The 13,679-nt window shown below is 60.3% G+C and carries 17 protein-coding genes and 1 pseudogene; 12 read left to right on the top strand and 6 right to left on the bottom strand.

All coding sequences use genetic code 11. The features are described 5' to 3' along the window. Positions 1–107: 107 nt before the first annotated feature. Positions 108–728: a TetR/AcrR family transcriptional regulator gene (locus KGB25_RS22530; protein ID WP_008025224.1), complete on the top strand. Its 621-nt coding sequence runs from the start codon at positions 108–110 to the stop codon at positions 726–728. Positions 729–919: 191 nt separating this feature from the next. On the opposite strand, the gene KGB25_RS22525 is transcribed toward KGB25_RS22530, so the two are convergent. The 3 genes from KGB25_RS22525 to KGB25_RS22515 all read right to left on the bottom strand — a co-directional run bounded on the left by KGB25_RS22525 (position 920) and on the right by KGB25_RS22515 (position 2,721). Beyond that, a complete protein-coding gene (locus KGB25_RS22525; RefSeq protein WP_008041887.1) occupies positions 920–1,768 on the bottom strand; it encodes a phasin family protein in 849 nt (282 codons plus the stop codon). Between the two features lie 10 nt (positions 1,769–1,778). Further along, positions 1,779–2,201: a phasin family protein gene (locus tag KGB25_RS22520; protein WP_008025226.1), complete on the bottom strand. Its 423-nt coding sequence runs from the start codon at positions 2,199–2,201 to the stop codon at positions 1,779–1,781. A 244-nt stretch (positions 2,202–2,445) separates the two neighbouring features. Then, entirely contained in the window at positions 2,446–2,721 is a 276-nt protein-coding gene (locus tag KGB25_RS22515; RefSeq protein WP_008041889.1) for a polyhydroxyalkanoic acid system family protein, read from the bottom strand. Between the two features lie 155 nt (positions 2,722–2,876). On the opposite strand from KGB25_RS22515, the gene ubiE reads away from it, so the two are divergent. The 11 genes and pseudogenes from ubiE to KGB25_RS30655 all read left to right on the top strand — a co-directional run bounded on the left by ubiE (position 2,877) and on the right by KGB25_RS30655 (position 10,940). Then, complete coding sequence (gene ubiE / locus KGB25_RS22510) at positions 2,877–3,647, top strand: bifunctional demethylmenaquinone methyltransferase/2-methoxy-6-polyprenyl-1,4-benzoquinol methylase UbiE (protein WP_007948968.1); 771 nt, start codon at positions 2,877–2,879, stop codon at positions 3,645–3,647. Then, positions 3,647–4,270 carry an SCP2 domain-containing protein gene (locus KGB25_RS22505; protein ID WP_223436716.1) on the top strand — a complete coding sequence of 208 codons (624 nt, stop codon included), beginning with the start codon at positions 3,647–3,649 and terminating at the stop codon, positions 4,268–4,270. Before ubiE ends, KGB25_RS22505 begins: the two co-directional genes overlap by 1 nt. After that, positions 4,267–5,871, top strand: a complete 1,605-nt coding sequence (ubiB, locus tag KGB25_RS22500; protein WP_223436713.1) for a ubiquinone biosynthesis regulatory protein kinase UbiB — start codon at positions 4,267–4,269, stop codon at positions 5,869–5,871. Before KGB25_RS22505 ends, ubiB begins: the two co-directional genes overlap by 4 nt. An 80-nt stretch (positions 5,872–5,951) precedes the next feature. Further along, entirely contained in the window at positions 5,952–6,353 is a 402-nt protein-coding gene (gene hisI, locus KGB25_RS22495; protein WP_007899278.1) for a phosphoribosyl-AMP cyclohydrolase, read from the top strand. Further along, a complete protein-coding gene (locus KGB25_RS22490; RefSeq protein ID WP_008025232.1) occupies positions 6,346–6,678 on the top strand; it encodes a phosphoribosyl-ATP diphosphatase in 333 nt (110 codons plus the stop codon). The genes hisI and KGB25_RS22490 overlap by 8 nt, the downstream gene beginning before the upstream one ends. 25 nt (positions 6,679–6,703) lie before the next feature. Beyond that, positions 6,704–6,976 carry a twin-arginine translocase TatA/TatE family subunit gene (locus KGB25_RS22485; RefSeq protein ID WP_008025233.1) on the top strand — a complete coding sequence of 91 codons (273 nt, stop codon included), beginning with the start codon at positions 6,704–6,706 and terminating at the stop codon, positions 6,974–6,976. A 10-nt stretch (positions 6,977–6,986) separates the two neighbouring features. After that, on the top strand, positions 6,987–7,448 hold the full coding sequence (tatB, locus tag KGB25_RS22480) for a Sec-independent protein translocase protein TatB (protein ID WP_008041893.1): 462 nt from the start codon (positions 6,987–6,989) through the stop codon (positions 7,446–7,448). Further along, positions 7,445–8,239: a twin-arginine translocase subunit TatC gene (gene tatC, locus KGB25_RS22475; protein ID WP_008025235.1), complete on the top strand. Its 795-nt coding sequence runs from the start codon at positions 7,445–7,447 to the stop codon at positions 8,237–8,239. Before tatB ends, tatC begins: the two co-directional genes overlap by 4 nt. Then, positions 8,236–8,943, top strand: a complete 708-nt coding sequence (locus KGB25_RS22470; RefSeq protein ID WP_192226843.1) for a 16S rRNA (uracil(1498)-N(3))-methyltransferase — start codon at positions 8,236–8,238, stop codon at positions 8,941–8,943. The genes tatC and KGB25_RS22470 overlap by 4 nt, the downstream gene beginning before the upstream one ends. An 80-nt stretch (positions 8,944–9,023) precedes the next feature. After that, a pseudogene (locus tag KGB25_RS30660) lies at positions 9,024–10,082 on the top strand (methyl-accepting chemotaxis protein); the annotation flags it as partial. After that, the gene (locus KGB25_RS30655) at positions 10,068–10,940 is read left to right on the top strand and encodes a methyl-accepting chemotaxis protein (RefSeq protein ID WP_404943240.1); all 873 of its coding nucleotides are present in this window, start codon (positions 10,068–10,070) and stop codon (positions 10,938–10,940) included. The pseudogene KGB25_RS30660 and the gene KGB25_RS30655, both read left to right, overlap by 15 nt. A gap of 86 nt (positions 10,941–11,026) precedes the next feature. Here the strand turns inward: KGB25_RS30655 and KGB25_RS22460 are convergent, their stop codons facing one another. The 3 genes from KGB25_RS22460 to KGB25_RS22450 form a co-directional block, all read right to left on the bottom strand. Further along, positions 11,027–11,761, bottom strand: coding sequence for an amino acid ABC transporter ATP-binding protein (locus KGB25_RS22460; protein ID WP_008025241.1), 735 nt, complete (start codon positions 11,759–11,761; stop codon positions 11,027–11,029). After that, on the bottom strand, positions 11,754–12,713 hold the full coding sequence (locus tag KGB25_RS22455; protein ID WP_008025242.1) for an amino acid ABC transporter permease: 960 nt from the start codon (positions 12,711–12,713) through the stop codon (positions 11,754–11,756). The genes KGB25_RS22460 and KGB25_RS22455 overlap by 8 nt, the downstream gene beginning before the upstream one ends. Positions 12,714–12,841: 128 nt before the next feature. Beyond that, positions 12,842–13,639, bottom strand: coding sequence for a transporter substrate-binding domain-containing protein (locus KGB25_RS22450; RefSeq protein ID WP_008041897.1), 798 nt, complete (start codon positions 13,637–13,639; stop codon positions 12,842–12,844). Positions 13,640–13,679: the final 40 nt, after the last annotated feature.

Raw genomic sequence — 13,679 nt, 5'->3', positions numbered from 1 at the left:
GGCGATCGCATCACCGCGGTTCACGACCCACCGCGGTGATGCGATCGCCAGCAAGCCGGCTCCTACAGGGTTTAAGCGCGGCAGGACTTGAACATTAAGAAGACTGGATGAAAACCCGCGACCGGATCCTCGAATGTGCCCTGCAGTTGTTCAATCAGAAGGGCGAACCGAACGTCTCCACCATGGAAGTTGCCAACGAAATGGGCATCAGCCCGGGCAACCTCTACTACCACTTTCACGGCAAGGAACCGCTGATTCTCGGGCTGTTCGAGCGCTTCCAGGCAGAGCTTGCGCCGCTGCTCGATCCGCCGTCCGATGTGGAGTTGGCACCGGAAGATTACTGGCTGTTCCTGCACCTGATCGTCGAGCGCCTGTCGCACTATCGGTTTCTCTTTCAGGACCTGTCGAACCTCGCCGGGCGCCTGCCGAAACTGGCCAAAGGGATTCGCAACCTGCTCAATGCGCTGAAGCGCACACTGGCTTCATTGCTGGCGCGGTTGAAGGCTCAGGGGCATTTGGTCAGCGACACGCAGGCGTTGGGGCAGTTGGTGGAACAGATCACCATGACGCTGCTGTTTTCGCTGGATTACCAGCGGATTCTGGATCGTGAAGGTGAGGTGAGGCTGGTGGTGTATCAGATCATGATGCTGGTGGCGCCGCATCTGCTGCCGCCAATCAAGGTCGCGACGGAGCAACTGGCACTCCAATACCTCGAAGAACACGAATAACACCTGAATACCACGGCCCCCTGTGGGAGCTAGCCTGCTAGCGATAGCGATTTATCCGGCGACATTGTTGTTGACTGATGAACCGATATCGCTAGCAGGCTAGCTCCTACAAGGGCGGTGGTGTTTGCAGGATCGTGCACAAACAAAAACGCCCGACCTTTGCAGGCCGGGCGTTTTTTTGAGCCCTGAAATCAGGACTGACTGGTTGGCGTCGATGGAGCTGGCGCGGCAGTCGGGGTTACAGCAGGGGTCGGCGCGGTAGCAGAGTTGGAGCTGCTCACTGTCGGCGCCGGGGTTGCCGGTTTGGCGGCAGCCACTGCTGGTTTTGGAGCAGCAGCTTTCGGCGCTGCCGGTTTTTTCACTGCTGGTTTTTTCGCGGCGGCAGGTTTTGCCGCAGGCTTGGCTGCTGCAGGTTTAGCAGCCGGTTTAGCGGCGGCTTTGGCGGCAACCGGTTTCGCTGCTGGCTTGGCTGCGGCAGGTTTTGCTGCGGCCGTTTTGGCAGCCGGCTTGGCCGCTGCTTTCGCGGCGGGTTTTGCAGCCGGTTTAGCGGCAGCTTTTGCCAGTGGCTTGGCAGCGGTTTTAGCCGCTGGTTTGGCTGCTGCGGTTTTCGCCGCAACAGGCGCAACCTTGGCACCGGTGAGTTTTTCGATTTGCTTGGTCAGAGTATCGACCTTGCTGTGCAGCGCTTTCACTTCGTTGCGGCTCGGGACACCCAGGCGCGAAATGGCGCTGTTCAGGCGCTTGTCGAAAGCCCCTTCCAGCTCATCCCACTTGCCCAGCGCACGATCTTTCACGCCAGTGATGCGCGATTTGGCAGAGGTAGCGGAGTCCTTGGCGGCATCGACTTTCTTGCCGACAGCGCTCTTGGTGAGCTTCTCGGCTTTCTCGCCGTCTTTGACCAATGTATCGAAGAGCTTGCTGCCGTCAGTGTCGATCTTCGAGTACACGCCTAAACCAGCAAGCCAGATTTTGCGGGAGTAGTCTTCGACTTTCCCGATCCACGAGCTGCCTTCTTTTTCGGTGTTCTTTTTACCAGCCATCCCGTTCTCCTTAAGATTTACGCGCGACGCGTTCGAGCAATGCCGTCAGCTCATCGAGCTTAGCAGAGAGTGCCTCAACGTCATGTTTAGACGGAATGCCAATACGATTCAAGGTACTTGCGACACGCGAGTCAAAAGCCTTCTCGACCTTGTCGAGTTGAACTTCGACCTTGCCTTTGAAAGTGCTTACTTCGCTCTTGGCTTCATCAATCTCGGCGTTAGCTGCTTCAAGTTTCTCGGCAACTACCTTTTTGCCTTTCTTTTCAACAGTTTGACCAGCCTTGATCAACTCTTGAAAGTAATCGCTGCCCTCTTGGCCGACCTTGGCGTAGGCACCCAGGCCTGCCAGCCAGATCTTGCGGGCATAGGATTTGACGTCGCTCAGAGCGGTTGTCGAAGCGTCGATTTTTTTCTTCAAAATAACTTTGGCCATGGTGCACCTCACGCGCAGAAGGTTTGAGGAACTGCCCGCGAAAGTGTCGGGCTCATGCACAAAGTAGGGAGAAAAATTAGAAACGGCACCCTAACAACTGACATAAAACCTCGGGCGCGCCTTAAAACAAATGTGGGAGCCAGCCTGCTGGCGATAGCGATCTATCCATCAACATCAATGTTGACTGATACACCGCCATCGCCAGCAGGCTGGCTCCCACAGGGGATGTGGTTCGACTCGGAAATCAGACCAGGGCTTTATCGAGGGCCTTTTCGATTTCCGATTTGATCATGCCGCTCATGGCCGACATCATCAGGCCCAATTCCACATCAACGCGAATCGAATCCTCAGCAACATGCACCGCGCCTTTCACCCCGGAACGCTTGAGGTTCAGGGTGTCGCCGGACCACTGCGGCTCCAGGCCATATTGATCGGACAGTTTCTGCGCCAACTGGTCGGCCTTCTCGCGGGCCGCTTCCTTGCCCAGGCCGTGGGCACGTTCAACACTAATACGGGCCATCGAATGACTCCTGCTTTATGAATACTTTCCTGAAGCATCTTGACCGCGCCTGCGGCAAAACGTCCCGGCGGTTCTACATCTTACCTTCAGCCTTGCCAAGACAAAGCAGGCCACCGGGATTAGAATGTCCCGCATTCTCTTCTGGTGACAGCGATATGACTGATCAGCGCAAAGGCAGCGATGCCGAACCCACCACGCACTTCGGTTTCAAAAACGTTCCGGAAAGCCAAAAAGCGGAAAAAGTCGCTGAGGTTTTCCACTCGGTAGCCGCCAAGTACGACTTGATGAACGACCTCCTGTCGGGCGGCATGCACCGTTTGTGGAAGCGTTTTGCGATCGAGCTGTCGGGCGTTCGCACCGGCAACCGCGTGCTGGACATTGCCGGCGGCACCGGCGACCTGACCAAAAAATTCTCGCACCTCGTGGGCCCGACCGGCCAGGTGGTGTTGGCCGACATCAACGAATCCATGCTCAAGGTCGGTCGTGACCGCCTGCTGGACCTGGGTGTGGCCGGCAACGTCGAGTTCGTTCAGGCCGACGCTGAAAAGCTGCCGTTCCCGGACAACCATTTCGACTGCGTGACCATCGCATTCGGCCTGCGCAACGTGACGCATAAAGAAGACGCACTGCGCTCGATGCTGCGTGTACTCAAGCCGGGCGGCCGTTTGCTGGTGCTGGAATTCTCCAAGCCGACCAACGCGCTGATGTCCAAAGCCTACGACGCCTACTCGTTCGCCTTCATGCCGCTGATGGGCAAGCTGATCACCAACGACTCGGAAAGCTATCGCTACCTGGCCGAATCGATCCGCATGCACCCGAACCAGGAAACACTGAAGTCGATGATGGTCGAGGCCGGTTTCGACCGCGTGACCTACCACAACATGACCGCAGGCATCGTGGCCCTGCACCGCGGCATCAAACCCTGATGTTGCTGGCCGGTCTGCTCGCCAGCGTTGAACTCGGCCTGAACCGGGTGCTGCGTCTCGACAGCACGGCGCTGCCGCGGCTGGCGCATTTGAGCGGCCGGGTGATTGCCGTCGATTGCCGCAGCCCGGCACTGCAACTGTTCATCCTGCCCAGCGACGAAGGCTTGATGTTGGCGACCCACTGGGAAACCGGCGCCGACTGCACCTTGCGTGCACCGGCTTCCAGCCTGTTGAAACTGGCGATGAGCAAGGACAAGACCTCGGTTTTGCATGCCCCTGAAGTCGAACTCGACGGCGACAGCGGCGTGCTGCTGGAACTGGCCGCGATCCTCCAGGACCTGGAGCTGGACTGGGAATACGAACTTTCGCGCTGGCTGGGACCTGTGGCCACGCAACTGGTCGGCGGTCACCTGCGCAGTCGCGCACGCTGGTATCAGCAAGGATTTGCCAGCCTGGGTCAGAACCTGGGCGAATACCTGGCCGAAGAATCGCGCACCCTCGTCGGTCAGCGCGAAGCCGAAGCCCGATTCAGTGAACTGGACCAGATCAAACTCGATCTGGAACGTCTCGAGGCGCGTTTCGAGCGCCTTTCCCGATCCCTCGACCCAAGCGATAACGCATGAAGCTGCTTGCCGTCCGCCGTTTGTTGCGCATCCAGCGCGTTGTGATTCGCTACCGCCTCGATGACCTGCTGTTTGCCCTGCCGCTGCCGTGGTTTCTGCTGGCGCTGCGCTACGCCTTGCCGTGGCGCTGGTTCCCGCGCAAGCCGCTGGACCTGAGCCGTGGCGCGCGATTGCGCCTGGCGCTGCAGGACCTGGGGCCGATCTTCATCAAGTTCGGGCAGATCCTGTCCACCCGCCGCGACCTGCTGCCGGAAGACATCGCCGATGAGCTGATGAAGCTGCAGGACCGCGTGCCGCCGTTCGATTCGCAAGTGTCGGTCAAGCTGATCGAAGAACAGCTCGGCAAAAAGATCAGTGAAGTGTTCAGCCGTTTCGACGTCGAGCCGCTGGCCTCGGCTTCGGTGGCGCAGGTGCACGCCGCGCAGTTGAAAACCGGTGAAGAAGTCGTCGTCAAAGTCATCCGCCCCGGCCTGAAACCGATCATCGCGCAAGACCTGGCGTGGTTGTTCATCCTCGCCCGCGCAGCGGAAAAACTCTCCGCCGACGCGCGTCTGCTGCACCCGGTGGACGTGGTCAGCGACTACGAAAAAACCATCTACGACGAACTCGACCTGTTGCGTGAGGCGGCCAACGCCAGCCAGTTGAAGCGTAACTTCGACGGTTCGCCGCTGCTGTACGTGCCACAAGTCTATTGGGACTGGTGCCGGCCGAAAGTGCTGGTGATGGAGCGCATCTACGGCATTCAGGTCACCGACCTCGCAACCCTGGCCGACCAGCGCACCGACATGAAAATGCTCGCCGAGCGCGGCGTCGAGATCTTTTTCACCCAGGTGTTCCGCGACAGTTTCTTCCACGCCGACATGCACCCGGGCAACATCTTCGTCAGCACCGTCAACCCGTGGAGCCCGCAGTACATTGCGATCGACTGCGGCATCGTCGGCAGCCTGACCCCCGAAGACCAGGATTATCTGGCGCGCAACCTGTTCGCGTTCTTCAAACGCGATTACCGGCGTGTGGCGCAACTGCACATCGACTCGGGCTGGGTACCGGCGGAAACCAAACTCAACGAATTCGAAGCGGCGATCCGTACCGTTTGCGAGCCTATCTTCGAAAAACCGTTAAAAGATATTTCCTTCGGTCAGGTGCTGATGCGCCTGTTCCAGACCGCTCGACGGTTCAACATGGAAGTGCAGCCACAACTCGTTTTGCTGCAAAAAACCCTGTTGAACATCGAAGGCCTGGGCCGTCAGCTGTACCCGGACCTCGATCTGTGGAACACCGCCCAGCCGTTCCTCGAACGCTGGATGCGCGAGCGCGTCAGCCCCAAAGCCTTGCTCGGCAACGTGCAGAACCAGTTCGAACAACTGCCGCACCTGGCCAACATGGCGCGCGACCTGCTCGAACGCATGTCGCAGCCCCACGCTTACGACCCGCCGCCACCGTGGCATCGACGCCGGGACGACTGGTTCCTGCGCCTGCTCGGTACCGCGCACCTGGCCGGCGGCGCAATACTGGCCATGGGCGGGCCGTTGAACGAACTGGCCTACTGGCCGGCAGGAATCATGATGGCCGTCGGCTTGTATCTGGTCGTTCGCCGATAGCCAGTTGTGTGATCCACTGGCACACTGTTTGAACGTTGGACTCTGCTCATGTAGTGCGGAGCCCGCTGTCGGAGTCGAAGATGAAAAACTGGCTGGACGAGATCAAGTGGGACGCCGACGGCCTGGTGCCGGCAATCGCCCAGGATCACAAGACCGGGCGCGTCCTGATGATGGCCTGGATGAACCGCGAAGCGCTGGAACTGACCGCTGCCGAAAACCGCGCCATCTACTGGTCACGTTCCCGTGGCAAGTTGTGGCGCAAGGGCGAAGAGTCCGGCCACGTGCAGACCCTGCATGAGATGCGCCTGGACTGCGACGCCGACGTGATCATCCTGATGGTCGAGCAGATCGGCGACATCGCCTGCCATACCGGTCGGCAGAGCTGCTTCTATCGCGTCTTCGAGAACGGCGACTGGAAAACCGTCGACCCGGTTCTCAAAGACCCGCACGCCATCTATTCCGCAGGACACACACATGAGTGACACTCTGACCCGACTGGCCGAGGTACTGGAAGCGCGCAAAGGCGCCGCCGCCGACAGCTCGTACGTCGCCAGCCTGTACCACAAGGGCTTGAACAAGATTCTGGAAAAAGTCGGCGAAGAGTCGGTCGAAACCATCATTGCCGCCAAGGATGCCGCCATCAGCGGCGACTGCAGCGATGTGATCTACGAGACCGCCGATTTGTGGTTCCACAGCATGGTCATGCTCGCCCAACTGGGGCAGCATCCACAGGCTGTACTCGATGAACTGGACCGTCGTTTCGGTCTGTCCGGACACGCAGAGAAAGCCTCGCGCCCGTCCGCCTGAACAACTATTAGAGAGGAGCAGCAACATGGGCATTTTTGACTGGAAACACTGGATCGTCATCCTGGTTGTTGTCGTGCTGGTGTTCGGCACCAAGAAACTGAAAAACCTCGGCACTGACGTCGGCGAATCGATCAAGGGCTTCAAGAAAGCCATGAACGACGACGAAAAACCCGCCGATCCGGCAGCGGCCCAACCGGTTCCACCTGTTCAGCCACAGACCACCCAGTCCGTGAACCAGCCGCACACCATCGACGTGCAGGCGCAAAAAGTCGAAGAGCCGATCCGCAAAGACGTGTGAGCACTGACTAATGTTTGGTATCAGCTTCTCTGAACTGCTGCTCGTCGGCCTCGTGGCCCTGCTGGTGCTGGGCCCCGAGCGTCTGCCGGGTGCTGCGCGCACCGCCGGCCTGTGGGTCGGTCGCCTGAAGCGCAGCTTCAATGCGATCAAACAGGAAGTTGAGCGTGAAATCGGTGCCGACGAGATTCGTCGGCAACTGCACAACGAGCACATTCTGTCGCTGGAACAGGAGGCGCGGAAGATTTTCACGCCGACCCAGCAGGAAGCCACTCCGGTTCAGCCGGTGGCGGAGCAGACGATCCATGCATCGACGACAGAATCCGCGCCTGCTGCTGCGCCGACGGAAACCGTGAAAGCGGTGGAAGCGGTTGAAGCGGCGCCGGTCGTGGCGCATGCAGAACCCGTTGCTCCTGCCGCCGTGCCGACAACGCCGGCTCCTCACGACACCACTTTGCCGCCGCGAGCCTCATGAGCGATCTCCCAGAAAACGACCAGCACATGCCGCTGGTTTCGCACCTCACCGAGTTGCGTACCCGTCTGCTGCGCTGCGTAGCGGCGATCTTCATCATCTTCGCCGGGCTGTTTGCGTTCACCCAGCAGATCTACACCTTCGTCTCCACGCCGCTGCGCCAGTATCTGCCAGTGGGCGCGACGATGATCGCCACCGACGTGTCGTCGCCGTTCCTGACGCCACTGAAGCTGACCATGATGGTGTCGCTGTTCCTGGCGATCCCGGTGATCCTGCATCAGATCTGGGGTTTCATTGCGCCGGGCCTGTACAAGCATGAAAAACGCATCGCGGTGCCGTTGCTGGTATCGAGCATCATGCTGTTTTATGCCGGCATGGCATTCGCCTATTACCTGGTATTCCCGCTGATCTTCAAATTCTTCGCCGCCGCCACCCCGGCCGGCGTGGAAATGATGACCGACATCAGCAGCTACCTCGATTTCGTCATGACGCTGTTCTTCGCCTTCGGCGTGGCGTTCGAGATTCCGGTGGCCGTGGTGCTGCTGGTGTGGATCGGCGTAGTCGACGTCAAATACCTGAAGAAAATCCGCCCGTACGTGATCATCGGCTGCTTCGTGGTCGGCATGATCCTGACGCCACCGGACATCTTCTCGCAGACGCTGCTGGCCGTACCGATGTGGCTGCTGTTTGAAATCGGCATCCTGTTCGGCGGCTTGATCAGCAAGCGCGGCGACCATCCGGACGACCAACCGGTTGACGATCACAACGACCAGCCGCCAGCGACCCAAGCGTGAACCTGCTGCTCCTCGAAGAGGCCGATTTCATTGCGGCCGACCGGGTGATCCTGCGTGATCGCCGGTTGACGCACATGCAGGAAGTCCACCGCTGTGAAGTGGGCGACAGCATGCGTGTCGGGCGTATCGGCGGCCTGATGGGCTCGGCCGAAGTGCTGCGCCTGGACGCCGATGAAGCCGAACTGCGCGTCACCCTCGACCAACCGCCACCGGCCAAGCTGCCGCTGACTCTGGTGCTGGCCCTGCCACGTCCCAAAATGCTGCGCCGGGTGTTTCAGACCGTGGCGGCCATGGGTGTGCCACGGATCGTGCTGGTGAACAGCTATCGCGTCGAGAAAAGCTTCTGGCAGACCCCGTTCCTGGAACCGGAAGCGATTCGCGAGCAACTGATCCTCGGCCTCGAACAGGCTCGGGACAGCGTGTTGCCTGAAATTGTCATCGAGAAGCGCTTCAAGCCGTTTGTCGAAGATCGACTGCCAGCGATTGCCGAAGGCACCCTTGGCCTGGTCGGCCATCCGGGCAACTACCCGCCCTGCCCCCGCGGCCTCGACGAGCAGGTCACGTTGGCTATCGGTCCGGAAGGCGGCTGGATCCCCTACGAAATCGACCTGCTGGCCAAGTCCGGCCTGCAACCGGTGCAGCTCGGCGAGCGCATCCTGCGCGTCGAGACCGCCGTCACCGCGCTGCTCGCCCGCCTGTTCTAGCCATTACGCTCCTACAGAATCCTGACCGCCTGCCGATACAGTTCCCATAAAACCAACTTGTGGTCCGTGGGAGTTGCAGCATGTACCGATGGCTAGCCGAGAAACTGGGGAACGTCAGCGTCAATCGCAAACTGGGTGTCGGCTTCGGTCTGGTGCTGCTGCTGACATTGTTGATCACCGTCACGGGCTGGACCGGCCTGAGTGACGTGGTGAATCGCGGCGACAAGCTTGGGTTCATTGCCAGCCTCAATGAACTGACCAAAGACCTGCGCCTGGCCCGCCTGGACTACGAAATGCGTCGTGGCGAACAAGGCCCTGGCGCCGTCAACGACCTGCTCGGCCAACTCGACACCGGTTTGAAAACCGCCCGCACACTGATCGAGCAACCTGCCGACGCAGCCATGGTCGATCAGCAACTGGCCGCGGTCAGCGAGTACAAACAAGCCTTCGCCGCCATGACCCAGGCCGGCGCCAACCGCGAAGATGCTCGCAGCAAACTCGGCGCCACGGCCGATAACGCCGTGGCGCGCGTGGGTGAAGTCGAGAAATCCTTGCTGCAAGGCGACAGCGTCGCCGATTTCAATAGCGTCATCGACCTGAGCAAACTGATTCAACAAGCTCGCTTCCAGGTGCGCGGCTATACCTACAGCGGCAAGACCGAAGCCGAACAACCGGCGCTGGACGCCATCGACAATGCGCTGAAAAACCTCGAAAGCCTGCCGTCCAGATTGCCGGAACAGCACATCGCCAACCTGCAACAGGCCGCCGATTCACTCAAAGCCTACCGCGCCGCCGTCAGCCAGTTCCGTGACTCCCAGGTCGCCAGCGCCGCCGCGCTGAAACGCATGGCCGATCAGGGCAACATCCTGTTAGACGTCAGCAAAAAGCTCACCGCCTCGCAAACCGTCATCCGTGACACTGACGCCGCGCACGCCAAGAACATGCTGTTACTGGCCACCGCCCTGGCGTTGGTCTTCGGCCTGTTCGCGGCATGGGCCATCACCCGGCAGATCGTCGTTCCGCTGGGCCAGACGCTGAAAGTGGCCGAGCGCATCGCCGCCGGCGACCTGACCCAGAACCTCGTGTCCGAGCGTCAGGACGAACTCGGTCAGCTCCAGCGGGCGATGCAAAGCATGACCCTGGGCCTGCGCGAATTGATCGGCGGCATCAGCGATGGCGTCACGCAAATCGCCAGTGCTGCTGAAGAACTGTCCGCAGTCACCGAGCAGACCAGCGCCGGCGTCAACAGCCAGAAGGTCGAGACCGACCAGGTGGCGACCGCGATGAACGAAATGACCGCCACTGTGCAGGAAGTCGCACGTAACGCTGAAGAAGCCTCCGAAGCCGCGCTCGCCGCCGATCAGCAGGCCCGCGAAGGCGACAAGGTGGTCGGCGAAGCCATCGCTCAAATCGAACGCCTGGCCAAGGAAGTCGGCAACTCCACCGACGCCATGGGGCATCTCAAACGCGAAAGCGACAAGATCGGCAGTGTGCTCGACGTGATCAAATCCGTGGCTCAGCAAACCAACCTGCTGGCGCTCAACGCGGCCATTGAAGCCGCTCGCGCCGGTGAAGCCGGACGGGGTTTTGCGGTGGTCGCCGACGAAGTCCGCAGCCTGGCCCAGCGCACCCAGAAGTCCACCGAAGAAATCGAAGAGCTGATCGTCGGCCTGCAGAGCGGCACCCAGCAAGTCGCGACCATCATGGACAACAGCCGCACCCTGACCGACAGCAGCGTCGAACTGACCCGCCGCGCCGGTGGCTCGCTGGAAAGCATCACCCGCACCGTGTCGGCGATTCAGTCGATGAACCAGCAGATTGCCGCCGCTGCCGAACAGCAAAGCGCGGTGGCGGAAGAGATCAACCGCAGCGTGCTGAACGTGCGCGATGTGTCCGAGCAGACCTCGGCAGCCAGCGAAGAGACCGCGGCGTCCAGCGTTGAGCTGGCGCGGCTGGGGACGCATTTGCAGATGCTGGTGGGCAGGTTCAAGGTTTAAAACCGAGTCGCCCCCCTTCGCGGGCAAGCCTCGCTCCTACAGTTAATCGCAGATCCCTGTAGGAGCGAGGCTTGCCCGCGAAGGCGTCAGAGGACCTGACGAAGGAAGGCCTGCGCCCGCGGATCCTTCGGCGCATCGAAGAACTCGGCTGGCGAGGCGTCTTCCAGCAATTTGCCGTGATCGAAAAACAGCACCCGATCCGCCACTTCCCGCGCAAAGCCCATTTCGTGGGTCACGCAGACCATGGTCATGCCTTCCACGGCCAGGGTTTTCATCACATCCAGCACTTCACCGACCATTTCCGGATCGAGCGCCGAAGTCGGCTCATCAAACAGCATGACCTTCGGCTCCATGGCCAGCGCCCGTGCAATCGCCACGCGCTGCTGCTGACCGCCGGACAGGCGTGACGGAAACTCGTTGGCCTTCTGCGCAATGCCAACCTTTTCCAGCAATGCCAAGGCCTTGGCTTCACGCTCCTTCTTGCCGCGCTTGCGCACGACTTTCTGGGCGAGGCAGAGGTTTTCCAGCACGGTCATGTGCGGGAACAGGTTGAAATGCTGGAACACCATGCCGACTTCGCGGCGGTAGGCATTCACGTCGGTTTTCGGATCGGCCAGTTGCAGGCCGTCGATGCTCACCGAGCCCGAGTCGAACTCTTCCAGGCCATTGAGGCAGCGCAGAAAGGTCGATTTGCCGGAGCCGGACGGACCGATCACCACCAATACTTCGCCCTTCGCCACCTGGGTGGAGACGTTATCCACCGCGCGCACCACGTGGCCGCGAGTGTCGAAGACTTTTACCAGATCGCGGACTTCAATCACTTTGCGCGAGCCTCCGCTCAAGCCGGCTGGCGATTTTCGACAGCGGCAGGTTGATCAACAAGTACAGGCCAGCCACGCAGAACAGGATTTCGAATGGCGAAAACGAGGTAGTGATGACTTCGCGACCGCTTTTCAACAGCTCGGTAATCGCAATCACCGACACCAGCGAGGTGTCCTTGACCAGGCTGATGAACTGCCCGGCAAGCGGCGGCAGCACGCGTTTGAACGCTTGCGGCAGCACCACGTGGCGCATCGACTGACCCGCGCTCAAGCCCAGGGAGCGCGCAGCTTCGTTCTGGCCACGGGCGATGGATTGCACGCCGGAGCGGATGATTTCCGCCACGTAGGCACCGGTGAACAGCGACAGCGCAGCGATCCCGGCGAACTCCCGGGACAGGTTCATCACGGTGCCGATGAAGAAGTAGAAAATGAAAATCTGCACCAGCAGCGGCGTACCGCGCACCAGTTCGACGTAAATCGTAGAGAGGTCGCGCAGGGTCGGATTGTTCGAGAGACGGCACAAGCCCGTGGCGAGGCCGATCAGCAGGCCGAGCACGCCAGACACCACGGACAACCACAGGGTGGTCCAGAGCCCCCACATCAGCGGTCCGGCGGCCCAATGGCGAGTCACGCCGATCACGTCGCCTTCGGCCACATCATCGCCTTGGGCGACTTGCAGGCTGTTGTCGTCGACGGTCACGCGCTGCTCGTCACCCGCGTCGTTGCGCAACGTGACTTCAGCCTTGTCGCCTTTGCGCACCAGTTCGCTGACGGTGGAGATGTCGGCGGCGCGTTGGGACTCTTCGGCGTGGTAGGCGAAGTACTGCGGGACGCGGTTCCAGCGCCATTCGTAGGACATCAGCGAGGTGGCGTAATACAACGCGCCGGCCAGGCCGATCAGCACCAGCACGGTCAACACGTGCCAGGGCCATTGGGCTTTTTTCTGTTTCATTGCAGGTTCCGGATTCTATGTCGCCAGGGAGGCCGCCTTCGCGGGCAAGCCTCGCTCCTACAAAGTCATATCCTGTAGGAGCGAGGCTTGCCCGCGAATGGGAGCGACGCGGTCTATCTGACCGGGCCTTATTCCATATCCTTCAACCAAGCGGTGTCTTTGAACCACTTGTCATGGATGCGATCGTAGGTGCCGTCTTCGTGGATCTGGTGCAGGAAGTTGTTGATGAAGTTGATGCTGTCGTAGTCACCCTTCTTCAGACCAAAGGCCAGCGGCTCGTAGGTGAACGGCTTGTCGAGGAACACCAGTTTGCCGTTGCCGACCTTGTTCACCGCCACGACGTTGTAAGGCGCGTCGTAGATGAAGGCGTCAGCCTTGCCGTTGACCACGTCGAGCACTGCTTCCTGCTCGTTGTCGTAGCCGTGGTACTTGGCTTTGGAGATCAGCTTCTTGGCGACCATCTCGCCGGTGGTGCCGAGCTTGGAGGTGATGCGGTAGTCGGCGGTGTTCAGGTCTTTGTAGGACTTGATGGTGCCTTCCAGCTCTTTGCGAATCAGCAGCGTCTGGCCGACCACGATGAACGGTTCGCTGAAGTTCAGGCGCAGGTTGCGTTCCTGGGTCAGGGTCATGCCGCTGCCGATCATGTCGAACTTGTCAGTGAGCAGGGCCGGGATAATGCCGTCGTAGCCGGTGGACACCAGCTCCAGCTTGACGCCCATGGCCTTGGTCATGGCTTTGAGGATGTCGACTTCGAAGCCGATGATCTCGCCGCGCTTGTTGGTCATTTCGAACGGCATGTAGGTCGGGTCCATGCCGACTTTCAACGTGCCGCGCTTGACCGCGTCATCGATGGCACCGGCCTGCGCCGTGCTGACTGCAACCAATGCCGTGACGCCGACCAGCAGCATCGAGAGATACTTCTTCATCTTCATGTCCCCAAAACCAGTGCGTTATGAGGCGCGCAAA

Source organism: Pseudomonas sp. BF-RE-21 (assembly GCF_019947305.1).
GTDB classification, from domain to species: Bacteria; Pseudomonadota; Gammaproteobacteria; order Pseudomonadales; family Pseudomonadaceae; genus Aquipseudomonas; species Aquipseudomonas migulae.
This window is presented reverse-complemented; position numbering and strand designations above follow the sequence as displayed.

What these genes read in the sequence shown, in the direction of transcription:
- ubiE (WP_007948968.1), top strand. Translation starts at nt 2,877, where the DNA reads ATGACTGATCAGCGCAAAGGCAGCGATGCCGAACCCACCACGCACTTC.
- tatB (WP_008041893.1), top strand. Translation starts at nt 6,987, where the DNA reads ATGTTTGGTATCAGCTTCTCTGAACTGCTGCTCGTCGGCCTCGTGGCC.
- KGB25_RS22490 (WP_008025232.1), top strand. Translation starts at nt 6,346, where the DNA reads ATGAGTGACACTCTGACCCGACTGGCCGAGGTACTGGAAGCGCGCAAA.
- KGB25_RS22515 (WP_008041889.1), bottom strand. Translation starts at nt 2,721, where the DNA reads ATGGCCCGTATTAGTGTTGAACGTGCCCACGGCCTGGGCAAGGAAGCG.
- KGB25_RS22485 (WP_008025233.1), top strand. Translation starts at nt 6,704, where the DNA reads ATGGGCATTTTTGACTGGAAACACTGGATCGTCATCCTGGTTGTTGTC.
- ubiB (WP_223436713.1), top strand. Translation starts at nt 4,267, where the DNA reads ATGAAGCTGCTTGCCGTCCGCCGTTTGTTGCGCATCCAGCGCGTTGTG.
- KGB25_RS22525 (WP_008041887.1), bottom strand. Translation starts at nt 1,768, where the DNA reads ATGGCTGGTAAAAAGAACACCGAAAAAGAAGGCAGCTCGTGGATCGGG.
- tatC (WP_008025235.1), top strand. Translation starts at nt 7,445, where the DNA reads ATGAGCGATCTCCCAGAAAACGACCAGCACATGCCGCTGGTTTCGCAC.
- KGB25_RS22530 (WP_008025224.1), top strand. Translation starts at nt 108, where the DNA reads ATGAAAACCCGCGACCGGATCCTCGAATGTGCCCTGCAGTTGTTCAAT.
- KGB25_RS22450 (WP_008041897.1), bottom strand. Translation starts at nt 13,639, where the DNA reads ATGAAGAAGTATCTCTCGATGCTGCTGGTCGGCGTCACGGCATTGGTT.
- KGB25_RS22455 (WP_008025242.1), bottom strand. Translation starts at nt 12,713, where the DNA reads ATGAAACAGAAAAAAGCCCAATGGCCCTGGCACGTGTTGACCGTGCTG.
- KGB25_RS22520 (WP_008025226.1), bottom strand. Translation starts at nt 2,201, where the DNA reads ATGGCCAAAGTTATTTTGAAGAAAAAAATCGACGCTTCGACAACCGCT.
- KGB25_RS30655 (WP_404943240.1), top strand. Translation starts at nt 10,068, where the DNA reads ATGCAAAGCATGACCCTGGGCCTGCGCGAATTGATCGGCGGCATCAGC.
- KGB25_RS22505 (WP_223436716.1), top strand. Translation starts at nt 3,647, where the DNA reads ATGTTGCTGGCCGGTCTGCTCGCCAGCGTTGAACTCGGCCTGAACCGG.
- hisI (WP_007899278.1), top strand. Translation starts at nt 5,952, where the DNA reads ATGAAAAACTGGCTGGACGAGATCAAGTGGGACGCCGACGGCCTGGTG.